The 15,822-nt window shown below is 39.9% G+C and carries 15 protein-coding genes and 3 pseudogenes; 9 read left to right on the top strand and 9 right to left on the bottom strand.

What is annotated here, in order from left to right:
* Nucleotides 1–450 precede the first annotated feature (450 nt).
* The 3 genes and pseudogenes from H5202_RS24235 to H5202_RS09950 all read right to left on the bottom strand — a co-directional run.
* Nucleotides 451–1,440 (bottom strand): annotated as a pseudogene (locus tag H5202_RS24235) (KAP family P-loop NTPase fold protein); the annotation flags it as partial.
* Nucleotides 1,441–1,854: 414 nt separating this feature from the next.
* On the bottom strand, nt 1,855–2,208 hold the full coding sequence (locus H5202_RS09955; RefSeq protein WP_182771938.1) for a hypothetical protein: 354 nt from the start codon (nt 2,206–2,208) through the stop codon (nt 1,855–1,857).
* Nucleotides 2,209–2,563: 355 nt separating this feature from the next.
* Nucleotides 2,564–3,154 carry a hypothetical protein gene (locus H5202_RS09950; protein WP_182771937.1) on the bottom strand — a complete coding sequence of 197 codons (591 nt, stop codon included), beginning with the start codon at nt 3,152–3,154 and terminating at the stop codon, nt 2,564–2,566.
* Nucleotides 3,155–3,258: 104 nt separating this feature from the next.
* On the opposite strand from H5202_RS09950, the gene H5202_RS09945 reads away from it, so the two are divergent.
* A complete protein-coding gene (locus H5202_RS09945) occupies nt 3,259–4,137 on the top strand; it encodes a LysR family transcriptional regulator (RefSeq protein WP_182771936.1) in 879 nt (292 codons plus the stop codon).
* Between the two features lie 305 nt (nt 4,138–4,442).
* Here the strand turns inward: H5202_RS09945 and H5202_RS09940 are convergent, their stop codons facing one another.
* Nucleotides 4,443–4,931: a MarR family winged helix-turn-helix transcriptional regulator gene (locus tag H5202_RS09940; RefSeq protein ID WP_182771935.1), complete on the bottom strand. Its 489-nt coding sequence runs from the start codon at nt 4,929–4,931 to the stop codon at nt 4,443–4,445.
* A gap of 84 nt (nt 4,932–5,015) precedes the next feature.
* Here H5202_RS09940 and H5202_RS09935 point away from each other — a divergent pair, with 84 nt between their 5' ends.
* From H5202_RS09935 to H5202_RS09910, 6 genes and pseudogenes are all read left to right on the top strand, one after another.
* Complete coding sequence (locus tag H5202_RS09935; RefSeq protein WP_182771934.1) at nt 5,016–5,801, top strand: EamA family transporter; 786 nt, start codon at nt 5,016–5,018, stop codon at nt 5,799–5,801.
* A gap of 66 nt (nt 5,802–5,867) precedes the next feature.
* Complete coding sequence (locus tag H5202_RS09930; RefSeq protein WP_182771933.1) at nt 5,868–6,509, top strand: NAD(P)-dependent oxidoreductase; 642 nt, start codon at nt 5,868–5,870, stop codon at nt 6,507–6,509.
* Between the two features lie 483 nt (nt 6,510–6,992).
* Nucleotides 6,993–7,835 (top strand): RNA polymerase sigma factor, encoded by an 843-nt coding sequence (locus H5202_RS09925; RefSeq protein ID WP_182771932.1) that lies wholly within the window; start codon nt 6,993–6,995, stop codon nt 7,833–7,835.
* A gap of 171 nt (nt 7,836–8,006) precedes the next feature.
* Nucleotides 8,007–8,423 (top strand): SRPBCC family protein, encoded by a 417-nt coding sequence (locus tag H5202_RS09920; RefSeq protein ID WP_182771931.1) that lies wholly within the window; start codon nt 8,007–8,009, stop codon nt 8,421–8,423.
* A gap of 299 nt (nt 8,424–8,722) precedes the next feature.
* A complete protein-coding gene (locus H5202_RS09915; RefSeq protein ID WP_182771930.1) occupies nt 8,723–8,890 on the top strand; it encodes a hypothetical protein in 168 nt (55 codons plus the stop codon).
* 31 nt (nt 8,891–8,921) lie between these two features.
* Nucleotides 8,922–9,388 (top strand): annotated as a pseudogene (locus tag H5202_RS09910) (IS4 family transposase); the annotation flags it as partial.
* A gap of 191 nt (nt 9,389–9,579) precedes the next feature.
* Here H5202_RS09910 and H5202_RS09905 read toward each other — a convergent pair.
* Nucleotides 9,580–10,197, bottom strand: a complete 618-nt coding sequence (locus H5202_RS09905; protein ID WP_182771929.1) for an FMN-binding negative transcriptional regulator — start codon at nt 10,195–10,197, stop codon at nt 9,580–9,582.
* Between the two features lie 130 nt (nt 10,198–10,327).
* Here H5202_RS09905 and H5202_RS09900 point away from each other — a divergent pair.
* Nucleotides 10,328–10,489: pseudogene (locus H5202_RS09900) on the top strand (IS4 family transposase); the annotation flags it as partial.
* A gap of 30 nt (nt 10,490–10,519) precedes the next feature.
* Here the strand turns inward: H5202_RS09900 and H5202_RS09895 are convergent.
* The 3 genes from H5202_RS09895 to H5202_RS09885 all read right to left on the bottom strand — a co-directional run bounded on the left by H5202_RS09895 (nt 10,520) and on the right by H5202_RS09885 (nt 12,496).
* Nucleotides 10,520–11,134: a LysE family translocator gene (locus tag H5202_RS09895; protein ID WP_182771928.1), complete on the bottom strand. Its 615-nt coding sequence runs from the start codon at nt 11,132–11,134 to the stop codon at nt 10,520–10,522.
* Nucleotides 11,135–11,363: 229 nt separating this feature from the next.
* Nucleotides 11,364–12,032, bottom strand: a complete 669-nt coding sequence (locus tag H5202_RS09890) for an SDR family oxidoreductase (protein ID WP_182771927.1) — start codon at nt 12,030–12,032, stop codon at nt 11,364–11,366.
* A gap of 35 nt (nt 12,033–12,067) precedes the next feature.
* A complete protein-coding gene (locus H5202_RS09885) occupies nt 12,068–12,496 on the bottom strand; it encodes a hypothetical protein (protein WP_182771926.1) in 429 nt (142 codons plus the stop codon).
* Between the two features lie 172 nt (nt 12,497–12,668).
* Here H5202_RS09885 and H5202_RS09880 point away from each other — a divergent pair, with 172 nt between their 5' ends.
* A complete protein-coding gene (locus H5202_RS09880) occupies nt 12,669–13,544 on the top strand; it encodes a LysR family transcriptional regulator (protein WP_182771925.1) in 876 nt (291 codons plus the stop codon).
* Between the two features lie 201 nt (nt 13,545–13,745).
* Here H5202_RS09880 and H5202_RS09875 read toward each other — a convergent pair whose 3' ends face one another.
* Nucleotides 13,746–15,749, bottom strand: coding sequence for a pyridoxamine 5'-phosphate oxidase family protein (locus H5202_RS09875; protein WP_336244792.1), 2,004 nt, complete (start codon nt 15,747–15,749; stop codon nt 13,746–13,748).
* Nucleotides 15,750–15,822: the final 73 nt, after the last annotated feature.

The following is a 15,822-nucleotide window of genomic DNA, read 5'->3' as shown; positions in this document are numbered from 1 at the left end:
AATATATCCAGTTCTACAATTACAAACGCAGACATTCAGCAATAGATTATAAGACGCCACATCAAAAATATAATGAGTTAAAAAAAGCGGCTTAAAATCTCTCCAGAAATACTTGACCATTACAGGGGTCAAGTTAACTTCAGAAAATTTGGGCGTTAGTTTTGACCATTTAGCCAGAAAGTTTTTCTCGGCCTTCCACTCTTCAGGTAGTGTGATCTCATCGATGTTAGCTCCTTCCGCTTCAAGTTCAGCCAAAATCTTCGGTTTTCCGTTTTCGGAATCAATCATTTCGTAGAATTTGTTAGTAGCTCTTGTTCCAAGGCAACGTTCAAAGATCACCAGCTTAGTTATGGTTTTTTCATCTAACTGCATACCACGTCTAAGGGCTGTTTTTCTTCGTATTCTGACTTGGTTAAGGAGGCGTTTGACTATTCGCGGGTTGCCATTGATGTTGGATGACTCCGCTAAAAGTGGCGCAAGTTGTTCTGCAACTACGAACTTACTCCTCAGCTCAGGAGCGTCCTGAAGTTTTTTTCCTTCGAGCAAATCATCGATAGCGACAGCTTCCTCTTTCCAAGACATCTTGAGATTGAGTTCAAGCTGATGTCGTAGTGCCTCAAGCGGTTCCCCCGTGATGCCGTGATCGAGCGCAACTAGCATTAACAAGTAGGCTCTAATTTCTAGAGTGCCGGGGCGCGGGACATGTATAGGTATTTGAATCAGTTTATCCAAATAGTCAGTTTGATGACGTTGAGATGAGCCCTTGTGGTATTCACCGACAGCCAGTCGGATCATGTCTTCATCGGCAGCAATGACAAATGCCGTGTTGGGTATAAATAGGAAAAGGCGCATAGCTTCTAGCGTTGAAATTGCGTTATAGGGCGAGCAACGGTCTAAATTATCAACGTAGACAATTAGTGGCTTACCGAACTCGGCAAGAAGATCTGAGTATGCTTGTCTGAATTCCTTGATTTCTCTAGGCGGAGAGAAATCCTTTTTCTTTCCCAGAAGGTCTTTGTTTCTGTTAGCAACCTCTTTCGCACCTTGGACTCCATTCTTAACATCATCGAAATCATACTCACCGTCTTCTCCGCCACCGAACATCCCGAAAAGCTTTTGGAACCCGCCAAATGTTGGAACACCTGCTGCGAGGCTGCCTGCATCCATTAGAAGCCCCATAAGTCTGATCTTGTTCACTCGGCCAGCAAAGTCTTTGGCCTTCGCGCTTAAGCTTTTGTCTGATTCGGCTCGTTTGACGAGTGTTGCAGCGATTGTCTCCAATAATGCAGCTTTGGCATCGTCGTAACCTTGGAACATCCATGCATCGAAACTTACTTGGATATAATCTTCCTTGTCGTTTGCAAGTGCAGACTTTGTTAGTTCTAAAACTGTTGACTTTCCTGCTCCCCAATCACCAAACACACCAACACTTATTGGCATAAGATTTTTTTCAGTAATTAGATCTTTGATGGATTCGGCAGTTTCATTGAAATTCAGAAAATCAATATTTGATTCTTTATCAGACCACATCTTTATATCCCTATTTAGCGTCACTTAGCGACTCTCAATCGCCACTATTTATGCTGTCACTTTGTGGCATTACTAATATTTGGTCAACTAAGTCGGTCACACATTTTGCAATAAGCTCTGCACTAACAAGCTTTGGGGCATAAACCATTCGCGCTCCCAGGCATATTTACTAGTTAGAACATTAATTCTAACTCATGAGTCCCAGATTAAAATTTCTATGGGTTAAGCCCCTCTAATAAGTGAGCCAAGTGCTGACGGGCGATTTGCTCAGCAAATGGCATGAAAGCCTTGAAAAACCTCAATTCAGAGGCTTGTTAACTAAAGTCATGCCATATCAATCACTGGTTTAGCGACAGTGACACCGATAATTAGTAACATCAAAAAAGGGACTGCATGGCACAAAATCATCGGGTACTTGCCAACAGAATCCTTCGTTGGGATGAAAAAATATGGGTCAGCTTTAAGTAAACATTTATAGAAAGGCATCAATAACGGCTTAAACCAAGTATGAAAGTAATACCCACCTACAGCCACTATCTGTACTTCAATAAGTAATAAGAATATATCAAGCCCAAGAGTGTCAACAAACAAAGCTAAAGACACTAACTCTGGTTTAAGTAGCAATACACAGACAACAGATATTGTCGTGATCTGCCACATCCACTTTTTGATGTTCATAAATCCTCCGTAATTAAGTAAGTTAACGTATTAGCGATAATTCCGATAAACATCCTGAGAGGCTCACCGAAACTCAACATTCATACTACTTTAATTATTAATAATTTTAGTATCTTATCAGCCTAATAACCCGAATCAATCAACTTTTAGCCTAAGCAAAAGCGAGAATTTTGATAATTGACAATTTAATGCGCATTAAACGAATATATCATTTTGGTTCATACGGCTTGCAGACCGAGAACATGAAGGGGTCCACTGGCGCTAATGTTTAAAGCGAAACAGAGTGACAATTGCCCTAACTCCTATAATAAGTTAAAGCAATTGGCATTCCCACTGAAAACACTCTCGTCACTTTCTATTTAAACAACCCAATTTCAATAGGATGCCCGCCTTTATCACTGTCCCACGTTACCGAGATAACACACCAGCGTCTTCCATCATTTAGTAGCTGAAAAGAATTAACTCCTTGAGAATAAGGTGCGGTATTAATATCATCTCTCGATTCATAGTGGCTCAATATTGTCGCCATGTGTCCATAGACAAAAATTTTACTCGCCACCTCTTTCTCATAAAAATTTATATCTTTAAATATCTGTTCATTTAATGAAATGAACTCATCAACACTGCTAATTTTTGCCGTTGGCAAACCATTTTCATGAAATAATGGCGTTATAATTGCGTTCGGTGAGTGAAGTTGTTTCAACAACGACCAATTTTTTACACTGCCTGCATCACCTGATACTGTTCTGTACAATGCTGGAATGATGCTTTCAATGGACAATGACTCTTTGGGAAGGTCTGCACCGCAAAAATAATCACCTTGATCTTGAGCCATTACGCTAAAGCTTGATATTGCACTGATAAATAAAGTTTTAAGTATAGTCTTTTTAATTACTGAATTTAACATTACCGGCTGTTTCGTTTGTGATTTTTGAATAAATGTCATGTATTTCGCTCCAAATCCTTAAATGTGCTTCACTATAACAATTGCTCAAAGGTAGAAATAAATGATATTATTTTGTTCTATCATGATAAAAACTCATAGTTCACATGAATTCACTCTATCAATTATCATTTAAATCACTATATACATTCACTGTTGCTGCTCGATATCTAAATTTCACTCACGCAGCAAATGAGTTACATATAACACCTAGTGCGGTGAGCCACCAAATAAAGCGCTTAGAGAGTGATCTTGGCTGTAGGCTATTTATTAAAGAAGGAAAATTATTGAGCCTTACTCCTGAAGCAAAGGAATACGCAATCTCGATAGAACAAGCATTTACTCAAATGTTAACAGCTTCGAAAGAACTTCTTGGTTACGACAAAAACATTATTAAAATAGGGATATCAAGTGCATTCGAAACAAAACGATTCACAACTAAACTTGGAATTTGGCAGAGCAACTTACCCGAGTTAGACCTAAGAGTAAGAATGATTACTCAAAAGGATAATATGGCTCAGCTAAACTTAGATGTCGTTTTAGCAGGTAAAATTGAAGATATTAGGTACCGAAGTGAATTTATTTATGATGAGAAATATTATCCTGTTTGCTCAAAATCATTGTACTCAACATTCGAGCACACCTCCCTTGAGAAAATACTTTTAAATGCTACTTTAATTGACCTAATTAACGTCAATTGCTGGAATAATTGGTTTCATTGGAAAGGCATGACAATACCTGCTAATCCCAAGGTAATATTTCTTAGTCATACGCTATTAATGCTTGAAGCTACACTGTCAGGACAAGGTATAGCAATATTGGACAAAACATTGATCAAAAATGAATTAGAATCAGGAGATCTTATCTTGTTAGATAGTTCGGCCTACTGTCATCCTAATTACGCTTATTATTTTTCATATTTAAAAAAGCGCAGCCATGAAACCAATATTCAAAAATTAAAAGAGTGGATTAAAACTTTGTTTTAGTTAGTTTTTCTTTAAATAAAAATACAACTGAAAATTAACATTCTCTCGATTATTATCAGAGAATATGGGCCGATTGATTCTATATCATCAAATATTCGTCTGACATTTATCACTAAATCGCGAGATATGCACTGTCGCCATTTTGTCAGCTTAAAAACATTCATATGACATTTCTTGCGTTGCCCAATGTGTAGGCACATCCCTAGGGAACCCACATGTAATCAACATAAATTTCAAAACAGTAGATATGCATGATGCTATCTTATCTAATCAATTTCGCCAAAAACCTTCTTCAGCTCTAATGGTTATTGATTTTCAAGACTCATTAATAACTTGCGAAGCAGGTTATTAAGCTTCTTGCTCTCATCCTCTGACAAACAAGAGGTTAGCCTGTTTTGTGTTGCGACCTGCGCTTTTAATGTTGGCTCTATCATTGTGAAACCCTTCTTGGTCAACGAAACAACAATACTACGACGATCATTGGGATTCTGTATCCTTTCAACCAGTCCGGCTTTTACTAATTGGTCGATCCTGTTGGTCATTGTGCCGGACGTTACCATCGTGGAGGCTATCAAATCGTTGGGGGATAATGCGAAAGGCGGCCCAGCGCGCCGTAGTGTTGCTAGTAGGTCGAAGTTCGCAGGGTTTAAGCCATGTTCTGTGAATGTTTTAGCCATTTCAAGACTTAGGCGTTGGGTTATTTGCTTAAAACGTCCAACTAGGCCCATCGAGCTAACATCGAGGTCTGGTCGCTCTCGATTCCACTGTTCAATAATTTTATCTACTCTATCCATATGACAAATAATTACACAAATGTATCTTGACGTCAAGATTAACTATGATATCTTGACGTCAAGATATTAGAACCGAAAATTATCATGACGCGTAATGCCAACTTATTAATAACTTCGATATCACCTGTAATTTGGGGCAGTAGCTACCTGATAACCACGGAATACTTACCTGCTGGATATCCATTAACCGTTGCCATGTTACGTGGGCTACCGGTGTGGCTTCTGCTGCTACTGGTGGTTCGTCAGCTACCATCAGGAAACTGGTGGCTTAAAATTTTGCTGCTTGGCGGACTGAATTTTTCTATTTTCTGGTGGATGTTGTTTGAATCCGCCTATCGGTTACCTGGTGGCATCGCTGCTACTGTGGGCGCAATCCAACCATTGATAGTGATAATTCTTGCCCGCTTTTTTTTGGGAACTTCAATACGTCCTCTGGCTCTAGTAGCCGCAGTTATAGGTATATGCGGTATAGGAATCTTGATCCTCACACCACAAGCGTCTCTTGACCCAGTGGGTCTAGCAGCCGGTCTGGTTGGCGCCCTTTCTATGGGTCTGGGAACTGTACTTAGTCGTCGCTGGCAGCCACAGGTATCACTATTAACATTTACCAGTTGGCAGCTTGTCGCCGGCGGCCTATTACTATTACCTGCGGCTATGTGGTTTGAGCCTGCATTACCAGCCCTTACTCAAAACAACCTGCTGGGGTTTATTTATCTCGGTCTTGTTGGTTCGGCATTGACTTACCTACTTTGGTTTAGAGGTTTGTCTCGACTTGAACCAGCTTCTGTCTCGATGCTGGGCTTCCTCAGTCCAATAACGGCAGTGGCTATTGGTTGGTTATTTCTAGAGCAAGGCCTTAGTTATATGTAATTCCTGACAAAGATCTTCCAAACATCAACAACTAACTACAACAGATACAATCGAGGAGAAATAAAAATGAAAATCACAATTTTTGGAGCAGCTGGAGAAGTCGGTAGCAGGGTGGTATCAGAAGCTTTGCACCGTGGTCATGAAGTCACCGCCGTTGTCCGCAACCCGACTCAGTTTAGTATGTTGCCGCAAGGTGTAATCCAGCGTACAGGAGACGCTGGGATTATAAATGACGTTGTCCAACTAAGCTCAGGCCAGGATCTGGTAATCAGCGCTGTTCGTCCGCCAGCAGGTGATGAAGCTTTACTGGCACCTATTACTAAATCAATATTAATTGGAGTAGCAAAATCGAATGTCCGTTTACTTGTCGTAGGTGGTGCAGCGAGTCTAAAGTTACCAGGTCAGGGTGATATAAGCGTATTAACAGCGCCCAATTTTCTTCCAAAAGAGGTTATCAATATTGCACGCGCATGTTTTTTCCAGCATGAAATATGCATTGCCGATAAGAATGCCGACTGGGCTTATCTTAGCCCACCGGCCGTCTTAATTCCGGGTACACGTACTGGGAAATACCGACTAGGTTCAAACGAACTTATATTTGATAGAAATGGAGTATCTCAAATATCCATGGAAGATTTCGCAGTAGTGCTGCTCGATGAAGCTGAACAGCCGAAGCACCAACGGACCAGGTTCACCACTGCTTATTGAAGTTTTTCTACATGCGTAAATAAACTCTTGCTAGGTCCCGCTAATTCTCTATAGTGGCTAGTCTAAGAAAACTCAGCTGCGGTGTTTTTCAAGCTAGTTGCTTCTCCCTCTGGAATATTTAACTAGCTTTAGCACAGCAAGATTTCATATTGTGGTAAACAACGAATTTTTGAACGATATGTCGCGCATCAACCGATATCGATGCGCATTTCATATGTGCTTTTGAAATACTCATTAATACGACATTACCATTTGCTAATTTGGAGTGTTATGAGGATGCGGGTGTGACCAACTTTCTTATTTTCTAGGCTTTTTTAAAAAATGTGAAAATCGTTGGAATTTTTTGCGAACTGCCCGTTTTGCTCTCTTGTTGGACCCTCAAATCTGGTGAAATTGCCGGTTTTTTTTGATTCTGAAAATACCGGTTTCTCGATGAATCGATATTGAATGTCATTTCGTAATACCAACAGGAGTTTTACAGATATGAATACCGCCACGTTGGCCGTTGTAGAGTCATTGGTTAAGCAAGCCCAGGAAGGAGACAAGCACGCGTTATATCGTGTTTTGGAGCAGGTAAAAAGCGATGTATATGCGCTTTGCGTTAAGTTTCTTTGGAACCCCCATGATGCCGAAGATGCCAGCCAGGATATTTTACTCAAAGTGGTCACCCACCTGCATTCTTTTCGCGGCGAAGCCAAATTTACCACCTGGGTTTATCGGGTTGCCAGTAACCATCTGATTGGCTTAAAGAAACAGCGCATGAAAGAACAACATATCAGTTTTGACATGATGTCAGAAGACCTGTCAAATACCCCAGAAGATGCCCATCAGGATGAAAATTCCACGCCGGAGTATCAACGGATTTTGGACGAGCTTAGGGTGGGTTGTACTCTGGCGATGTTACAGTGTTTGGATCGAGTTTCACGGCTCAGCTATATTTTAGGTGAAATCCTGGAGTTAGATCACGCCGAAGCCAGCGCACTGCTCGATATGCCTGCTGCTGCTTATCGTAAGCGGCTGTCCAGGGCCAGAAATACCATCAGTGAATTTATGCAAAATCATTGTGGTTGGGCCAATGAAGAGAATAACTGTCGTTGTAGCAAAAGAGTGACAACGGCGGTGAAATTAAAACGGATTGACCCTGAGAACCTGATCTTCTCTGACAAATACCAGCAAGATCCCCAACGCGGCAAAGCCCTGGAAAAAGTGGCTGAGTTACAGCAGGCCAGACGGGCGGCGGCAATCTATCGGGCGCAACCGGTGGTGCCAATCAATGACAGTTTTTCCCAATGGTTAAAAACTACCGTCAATGAAATTGCCAATTAGTCGGGGCTGAGACGGCGGTAAAAGGTAACGATGAGACGATGATTGGGTGATTTATTTTAAATTTTTTAAAATATTTAGTCACACATCGTATCACCCTTCACTCTAAATCAGGGTAAGCACGAAAAAGCGTGGCTTACATTTAATTGATTATTTATAGAGAGGGTTATTCCATTGAAAAATTTTGATATACAAAGCATCCAGTTACCTGTGGGCCACAATGAAGCGTTTGATTACATTGCCAATCGTCATAACTTGCCAGCATGGGCCAATGCATTTGCCACGGTTTCTGCAACAGGTGCTTTACTGAGAACGCCGATGGGTGAAGTGGATATTACTCTGGACGTTGAATCATACAAAGCCAATGGCGTTGTTGACTGGATCATGAAATTCCCTGATGGCAATGTTGGCAAAGCTTGCTCACGTGTTGTGTCAGTAGACGAAAATAATAGCATTTACTCCTTCACTTTGTTCGCTCCACCGGTACCACTGGAACAGCTGGAAGGCGCTTTAAATGCACAATCAAAAATCCTGTCGGGTGAATTGGTTGTTCTTAAAGGTATTTTGGCGCAAAACGCCATCACAGCTTAAGCACTTGCTTCTGGGATAGCGTTCAAATCCACTAAAAATTGAGCCGTATTAAACCAACAAAAGGCAAATAATCCCATCAATTTGCCTTTTTCATTTGTCCTTTTATACCCGTTTATTGCGATAGTTCAATCACTTTAACCAGCATTTCAATCCCTGCAAATACTTTTAAAACACTATACTAATAGACAATATCTCACACAAAATAGCTCAGCACTTACTTTAATCAACGTTTTTTACTTTTGATTTATCTAATAATTTTGAGCATGATATAAAAAATCTAAAATTCATGGATTAATTGAATGACTGTTGCACGAAAACAAATTGTTGATGATCAAGCGGCTAGGTTTTATCACTGTACTAATCGTCGTGTTTGGCAAACTTTCCTTTGCGGCATTGACCAGTTAACCGGAGAAGAATTTAGTCATCGAAAAGATTGGCTCGAAAGTCGAATGATTGAATTAACATAAATATTTTCAATTGATATTTATGCTGTGATGAAGATATCTATGTCACTCCAATTCTATGCCCTTTATCCTCGTTGATCGTTCTGATGTGCATGAACAATGACACTTCGTGCAACGATTAGTGTTCAAAGGCGTTCAGTGACGTTGTTTGAGCGTACTTTTTTGTTCGAACTTACACTTTGAGATGGCAACGCTCCACGTAGTCACAACGATTATCTTGCTGAGATTGACAAAGTCTTACCCAAAGGATGCTGTCCACTCATCGTAACCGATGCGGGTTATCGCAACACCTAGTTCAGAGAAATCGAACGCTATGGTTGGTTTTGGCTAGGTAGAGTACGCGGAGATGTGAGTTTTTCACCTCTGGGACAAACGTCATGGCAATCAAATAAATCACTCAACCTAAAAGCCAATTCAACAGCCAAATACATAGGTAATGCACAGCTTGCACGTAAGTCACCGTTAAGCTGTGATTTGCATCTATTAGGCCTAAGCCCTAAATACACATTAAAATCTTCGATGATTTACTGGGCCAAAATGAATATATCAAGCTAATTCATACTGCAGGTAGACCGAAATTACGAGGGGTTCCCCCAGCACCCTAATAACAGGCAAAATATTGTTGGCTAAAATTTGAGGAACGAAAATGGCCAACAATATTTTTCATTGTTAATTAGCTTGATAGCATGCTTTTACATTTGATTTTTAACTAACTTTGAAACATCATTCTCGTGGGACTCAAGACCTTTTACAACACCAAACTTATTAACTTCAGGTTGATTTTGACTTAACTTCCATTGACCTACAATGGAATCTATAGATATTTCTATCCCCACGATTGCTGGTAACATTTGCTTTATAAAGGTATCAGGCGCATCAGCCATAGACCACGGAATCTCTTGGTTTAACTCATGAATGCTGGTTAAGGAATCAATCATGTTATAAATCCACTTTTCATCGTGAATGAATGAAATTCGTCCTTTAACGTGAACTACCACATAATTCCATGTTGGTACGGCTTTCCCTGACTCTTTTTTAGTTGGATAATAGTTTGGAGAAATATAGCAATTAGGGCCATTAAAAATAAGTAATATTTCAGAGCCTTCTTTAACCATTTTCCATATTTTATTTGCTTTAGCAATATGAGCTTGAATAATATCTTTACCTTCAACACAGTTAAGAATAACTGGAAAATGAGTAGCCTCTATACCCGATTCTGATTGTGTTATTAATGTAGCAAAAGGATATTCACGTATGAGGTCTTTTAACTGACTTTCCTCTTTCTGCTTAAATTTACTCGGTATATGCATATTCACCCTTGGATGCTAACGCCCTAATCTAGGGAATCCCCAGATAATTCTTTTGTTATTCAAATTAATAGACACGCATGGTGCTATCTGATCTAATCAATTTCGCCAAAAAACCACTAGTTCCGACACCATGCGTGATATCCATATATTACACTATTTACTCAAAAAGCAATGTCCTCAAATATATCAAAAATGCCTTAATTATCTGATGGTTGCCACAGAATCATTGCTCAATGGTGATCAACTGTCCTCAACTCACCTCGGACGAAATATCACAGGTTGTGTCTCGCCAATTTTCTGAGCGACTACCTATGCTTTAGGCTTAGGCTTTAGCCGCTACTATACATCCGGCTGATACCATCATAGCCCCCGCAGTTTTATTTATAATATTTGATGCATGAGGATTTCTAAAAGAATTTTTAGCTTTTACTGCTAATAATGAGTAACACATATTTACGCTTCCAAAAGCCAATGTAGCAGCAAACATGATTAACCCTGTATCATAAAATGTAACTTCCGTAACATTGATGAAGGCAGGGAAAAAACCAACGTAAAATAAAATTGCCTTGGGATTTCCGAGCGTAATAAAAAGACCTGATATAAAATTCGACATTAAAGATGAATCTTTTGATTCCTCATTGTCAATTGCGTTTTCTCTCTTACGTAAGAGTTTAACTCCAAGCCAAACTAAATAAGCAGCACTAAAGTATTTAATAATAAAAAATGCAGCTCCCATTACCTCTGCAAGTGCAGACAAACCAAATAAAGCAAGGACAATAAATACATAATCTCCTAATACAATACCAACAGTTATATAAAACGCTGGCAAAGTACCTGATGAAAAAGAGCGCGCAATAATTGCAAATACTGCTGGCCCAGGTACGATGGCCAAAATAACCATTGCACAGAATAAAGTAAACAAGCTTTCAAATGACATTAAATATTCCTTAAAACACAACTCGGATTTCGAATTTATTCATTTAAGTGACTCGCCAGATCTTTGATACTAACTAATTCTCTTAACAACAACTCAAACATTAAATTCTGCTCAGTTTTAGTTTCATAAAAATCACATCACATCACTTCATTATTCGAAAATAAATACTTACCACTGATGAAATAAACACCGGCTCTAATATTGAGAGCCGATGCTTAACATTTAATGATTAAAAAGCTAATATATCACCATTCGCATGCCAAAAAGTTCCGGTATTATCCATATTCAGCTCATATATCCTTTGAATAATCAGATTTGCCGCTTCATTTGCAGACATATTTCCTTTGTAGTCAACGAGTTCAGTTTTAACAAATCCCGGATGTAACAATCCAACAGCAACACCTCTGGATTTTAGATCCATTGCTAGCGATACCCCAGCAGCATTCAATGCTGCTTTCGACATTCGATAACCATAAGATCCGCCAGAGTTATTATCTGATAGCGATCCCATGCGACTAGAAATGAAAACAATCTTGGCACCTTGTTTTAAATTACTAAGCAAAGACTCAGTAACTCGCAGCGGCGCTATTGCATTCACTTGAAATTGCCTGAGTACCCTATCGTAATCGACATCCCCAAGAAACTCCTCACTCATAATGCCTGCATTGCTCACCAGTAAATCAATTCTTAGATGGCTCAACTGCTCATGAAATAGCTTGAGGTCTTCGACATTTGTTACATCTATGCCGCTTAACACTTTGATTCCTTTAAGCGCCATTAATTCCGAAGAGGTGTTACGGCATACGGAAAAAACATTGTAGCCTAATGCCAAATATCGTTTAGATAATGCCAAACCAATACCACGATTGGCGCCGGTGATAACAACATTTTTACTCATTACTCAGTCCTCTTAACCTAGGTGGTAACCACTTACTATTGAGAGATGTTCATGGCACTTTTAACGTCACTAATACTAAAAATAATTCCGGCACTTGCCCATCCGCCTTCTTCAATTTCATCCATCAGCAGCCAATGGTTTAACCGATTTTCGTAATTACCAATGTAGTCATTGATGATGCTATTAATGTTAACTTCAAGCTTATTTCGACTCGCTTGGTCGAGCGAACCCGCTGGTGTGGTAACTTGGATCACGATCGGCGCTGTATCAAGGTGTTCATTACCTATATAAACAGAATCTTTCGCTCGCTCATTAAAATAAACCCAGGCTAATGACAGTGCTGCAGGGTCTTTAGGATCCGCATTTTCTGCTATCAAAACAGCATTGGTGATTTCTTTGACGAAGTTATCCTGGTTGGCAGTATTAAAAGTGCCTTGTTGAGCAGTAATTCTAATGTGTGGCATGTTTTAATTCCTTAATTTTCGATAGATTCAATAAGATTTACTTACTACACATTCTGCAATAAGCTCTCAGGGGTATAATAACTCGTGCATTAATTAGCTATAATACTTATTATTGCACTATCGATGTGCAATTTAGCACTGAATAATATTAACCTGTTTTGGAAGCTCAATAATGAACTGGGACGATTTACGATATTTCTTAGCACTGGTGAGGAATCAATCAGTTAGTGGTGCCGGCCGAAACTTAAATGTCAAACATACTACTGTGGCAAGGCGTATTGCCGCTCTTGAAGAACAACTAGGCAGTCGGCTATTTGATAGAACACCTTCCGGTTATCTGTTGACACAAGTGGGAGAAAATCTGCTGCCTTATGCTGTCTCCGTTGAAGAAAAAATACTCAAAGCTGATCGCGAAGTATTTGGCATGGATCAACAGCTTAGTGGATCACTCAAATTAGCTTCTTCTTATGATCTGTTTACTCGTTTAATTATACCAAAACTAAATACGTTTATTGTTCAATATCCTTCCATTGAACTTGAGTTAATTTCTTCTGCCGGACTTGTTGATCTAAACAGCAGAGAAGCCGACATTGCATTGAGGATCAGCCCAAATCCACCGGAATATTTAGTAGGTAAAAAAATTGCTACCCTCGCCCACGGTATTTATGCCAGCGAGTCATATTTAGAACAGAAGGTTTCACAGCAACGCATAATCTTATGGCGTCAAGATGTAAACTCTCATTGGGTAACACAGCACTTTCCAAACGCCGCCTCTATTACTCGCACTGGAGATGTAATGACAATGATGGAACTAGTTAGAAATGATGTCGGAATTGCACGTTTGCCATGTTACGTTGCCGATTCGGAAACGGTTTTAAGGCGTTTAGACATTCCATTAACAAACACCGATTGGGGAGTTTGGGTGTTAAGCCATATAGATTTGAAAAGTACCGCAAGAGTAAGAGCTTGTCGTAACTTTTTGATTGATACAATAACAAGTCAGCAACGCCTAATAGAAGGAAAGAAGTCTCTCTATTGGCATGAATAATTCTAAAAAATACCAAGCACCATCAAAGTATCGTTTGACTTTAGTCGTGCTTGATAAAAAAATCCGATATGTTGACTCGAATGAAAAACCTAATTTAACAATAGAGAGAGCCAACTTTTGTTTATAAAATTAATACCTTAGATTCGAAACCATACGTTTTTTGCCTAATCGGATAATTTTGCTTTTTTGTATCAATATTACTTACATATCCAAACTTATCTTCACCACATCTTGGCCTTCCTCCGCTGCCGGCACAGCACAGCATAACAATACTTCATTGCCTTCAAGAGGAAAAGAATGCTCCGTTTGATAACACACGCTCCCCTCAGATAACGTAACTTTACAAGCTCCACACTGGCCGCTTCGACAACCATATTCTGGTGTAAACCCATGATTTTCAGAAAAATCTAATAATGAACCATCATCCGGTGACCAAGCTTGTTCAACCTTTGAACGTGTGAATTCGATTATCGCGGCCGCAGCATGAGGTTTTTGCACGAAGCCAGTACTCGCAACATCAATTTCTCTAACTAATGATGCAGGTCCAAACTCTTCAGCGTGGATCCGCTTATCAACAACACCTAGCTTGCGCAGCATGTCATACATATTTTGCATGAACCCTGATGGACCACAAATATAATAATCATAGTCATCCAAGGGCAATACTGACTGTAACAAAGAAGCCGAAATACGCCCGCTGTGGTGAAAATCATGCCCCGGTGTGGCATGTTCATCAGTTTGAGTTAATGCCCAAATGGTATTGATATACCCGCCACTTAATCGGGAAATTTCTTTCAATTCATCGAAGAATGCACGCTGCGCCATATTTTTAGTTGAAACAAAAATACTCATCGGCCTTATTGAGCGTGTTCTAACCCCAGTATGGAGAGCGTCCCGTGCCATGGAAATCATCGGTGTGATACCAACACCTCCGGCTAACAATACTGCTGGGCGCAATTTATCACTATCGAAGACAAAGCTGCCTCTCGGAGCTTTGGCAGAAATTATATCCCCTACTTGAAGCGTATTGTGAATGTAGTTAGAAAAAACGCCATCAGGAATACTTGATGCTGTCTGTTCTATTTTGACACTGAGACGATATTCGGGGTCGGCTGGTGCATTTGATAATGTATAGGTACGAATTTGCTCTTTTTTGTCTATATTCGCCTTGATCGTGAGAAACTGACCGGGTTTAAACTTAGGCAATACGCCATTATCACTACTCAAATAAACCGATTTAATTGACGGGCTTTCACTGACGATTTTGCTGATACGATAGCTTAACCAGCTGTCAAGTTGGTTTACTAAATTTTGCTGTTGTACAGCCTCACCCCAAGTACCTGTCATCAGAGTGTTAGCGGAATATTCTTTAAGCTTCCAGCGTAGTGGTAAGCCGTAATTAATGCGTCGCCCCTGATGAATATGAAATTTCCATAAACGCTGTGCACCTTCAAAAAATTCGATCTCTTCAGATTCCCATATCAATTCGACATGACCCGTAAGTGTTAATAAATCGCCATGTTCAAAATCGACAAACAACAGCCCTGCTTTTGGGTTTTCAATAAAGTTGCCAAAAGTATTAAAATGAAAATTCCCGGCATAATCAGGGATGGTCAATGTTGTTTCATTATCTACCCTGACAAACCCTGGTTTGCCGCCTCGATGAGATACATCAGCGCCATTTGTTGGAGCATCGCTTCCATCATCATGGTAGCTGGCCACAAAAAATGTATCGACGTTTTCGATGAGGTCGCGTGCCCTGTGATCAATGTTACTCAGCATTTCAACAGTTGACTTTGGCATCATTTCAGCTGGAACTTTTTCTAATTCGCGAATTTGAATATATTGAGGGCAATTGCCAAATGACTGATCGATTGATAATTTTATACTATTTTCACTGACCGATTTGATTTTTGCAGCCAATCGATTTCTTCGCCGTGTGGTAAGTTCAATCCCCAACAAACCTAGTTTTAAATTGGGTTTTAGTGACTCTGCAAGTGGATCCCCCTTCACTGGGGTGCTTTGTATCTCCAGGGTTTTGGCATCTTGGCTCACCATAAAACCGGGTTCTCCAAACAACATAGATGCCCATGGCCAACCATTATCATCAGCATGTCCAATTAAAATAAAGGGCAATTGCTGATAAAATGCTCGATGTTGTTCAGGCATATGATCACGAACGACCCGTTTGCCGAATTGCTCCATTTTATCGCGCACCCCTAAGCGTGATTGAACAGATTGCTCGCCGGAATGAAAAGGTGACTGTGATGAGTTTTGT

It is taken from the genome of Shewanella sp. SG41-4 (assembly GCF_014164505.1).
In the GTDB taxonomy this organism is placed as follows: domain Bacteria; phylum Pseudomonadota; class Gammaproteobacteria; order Enterobacterales; family Shewanellaceae; genus Shewanella.
This window is presented reverse-complemented; position numbering and strand designations above follow the sequence as displayed.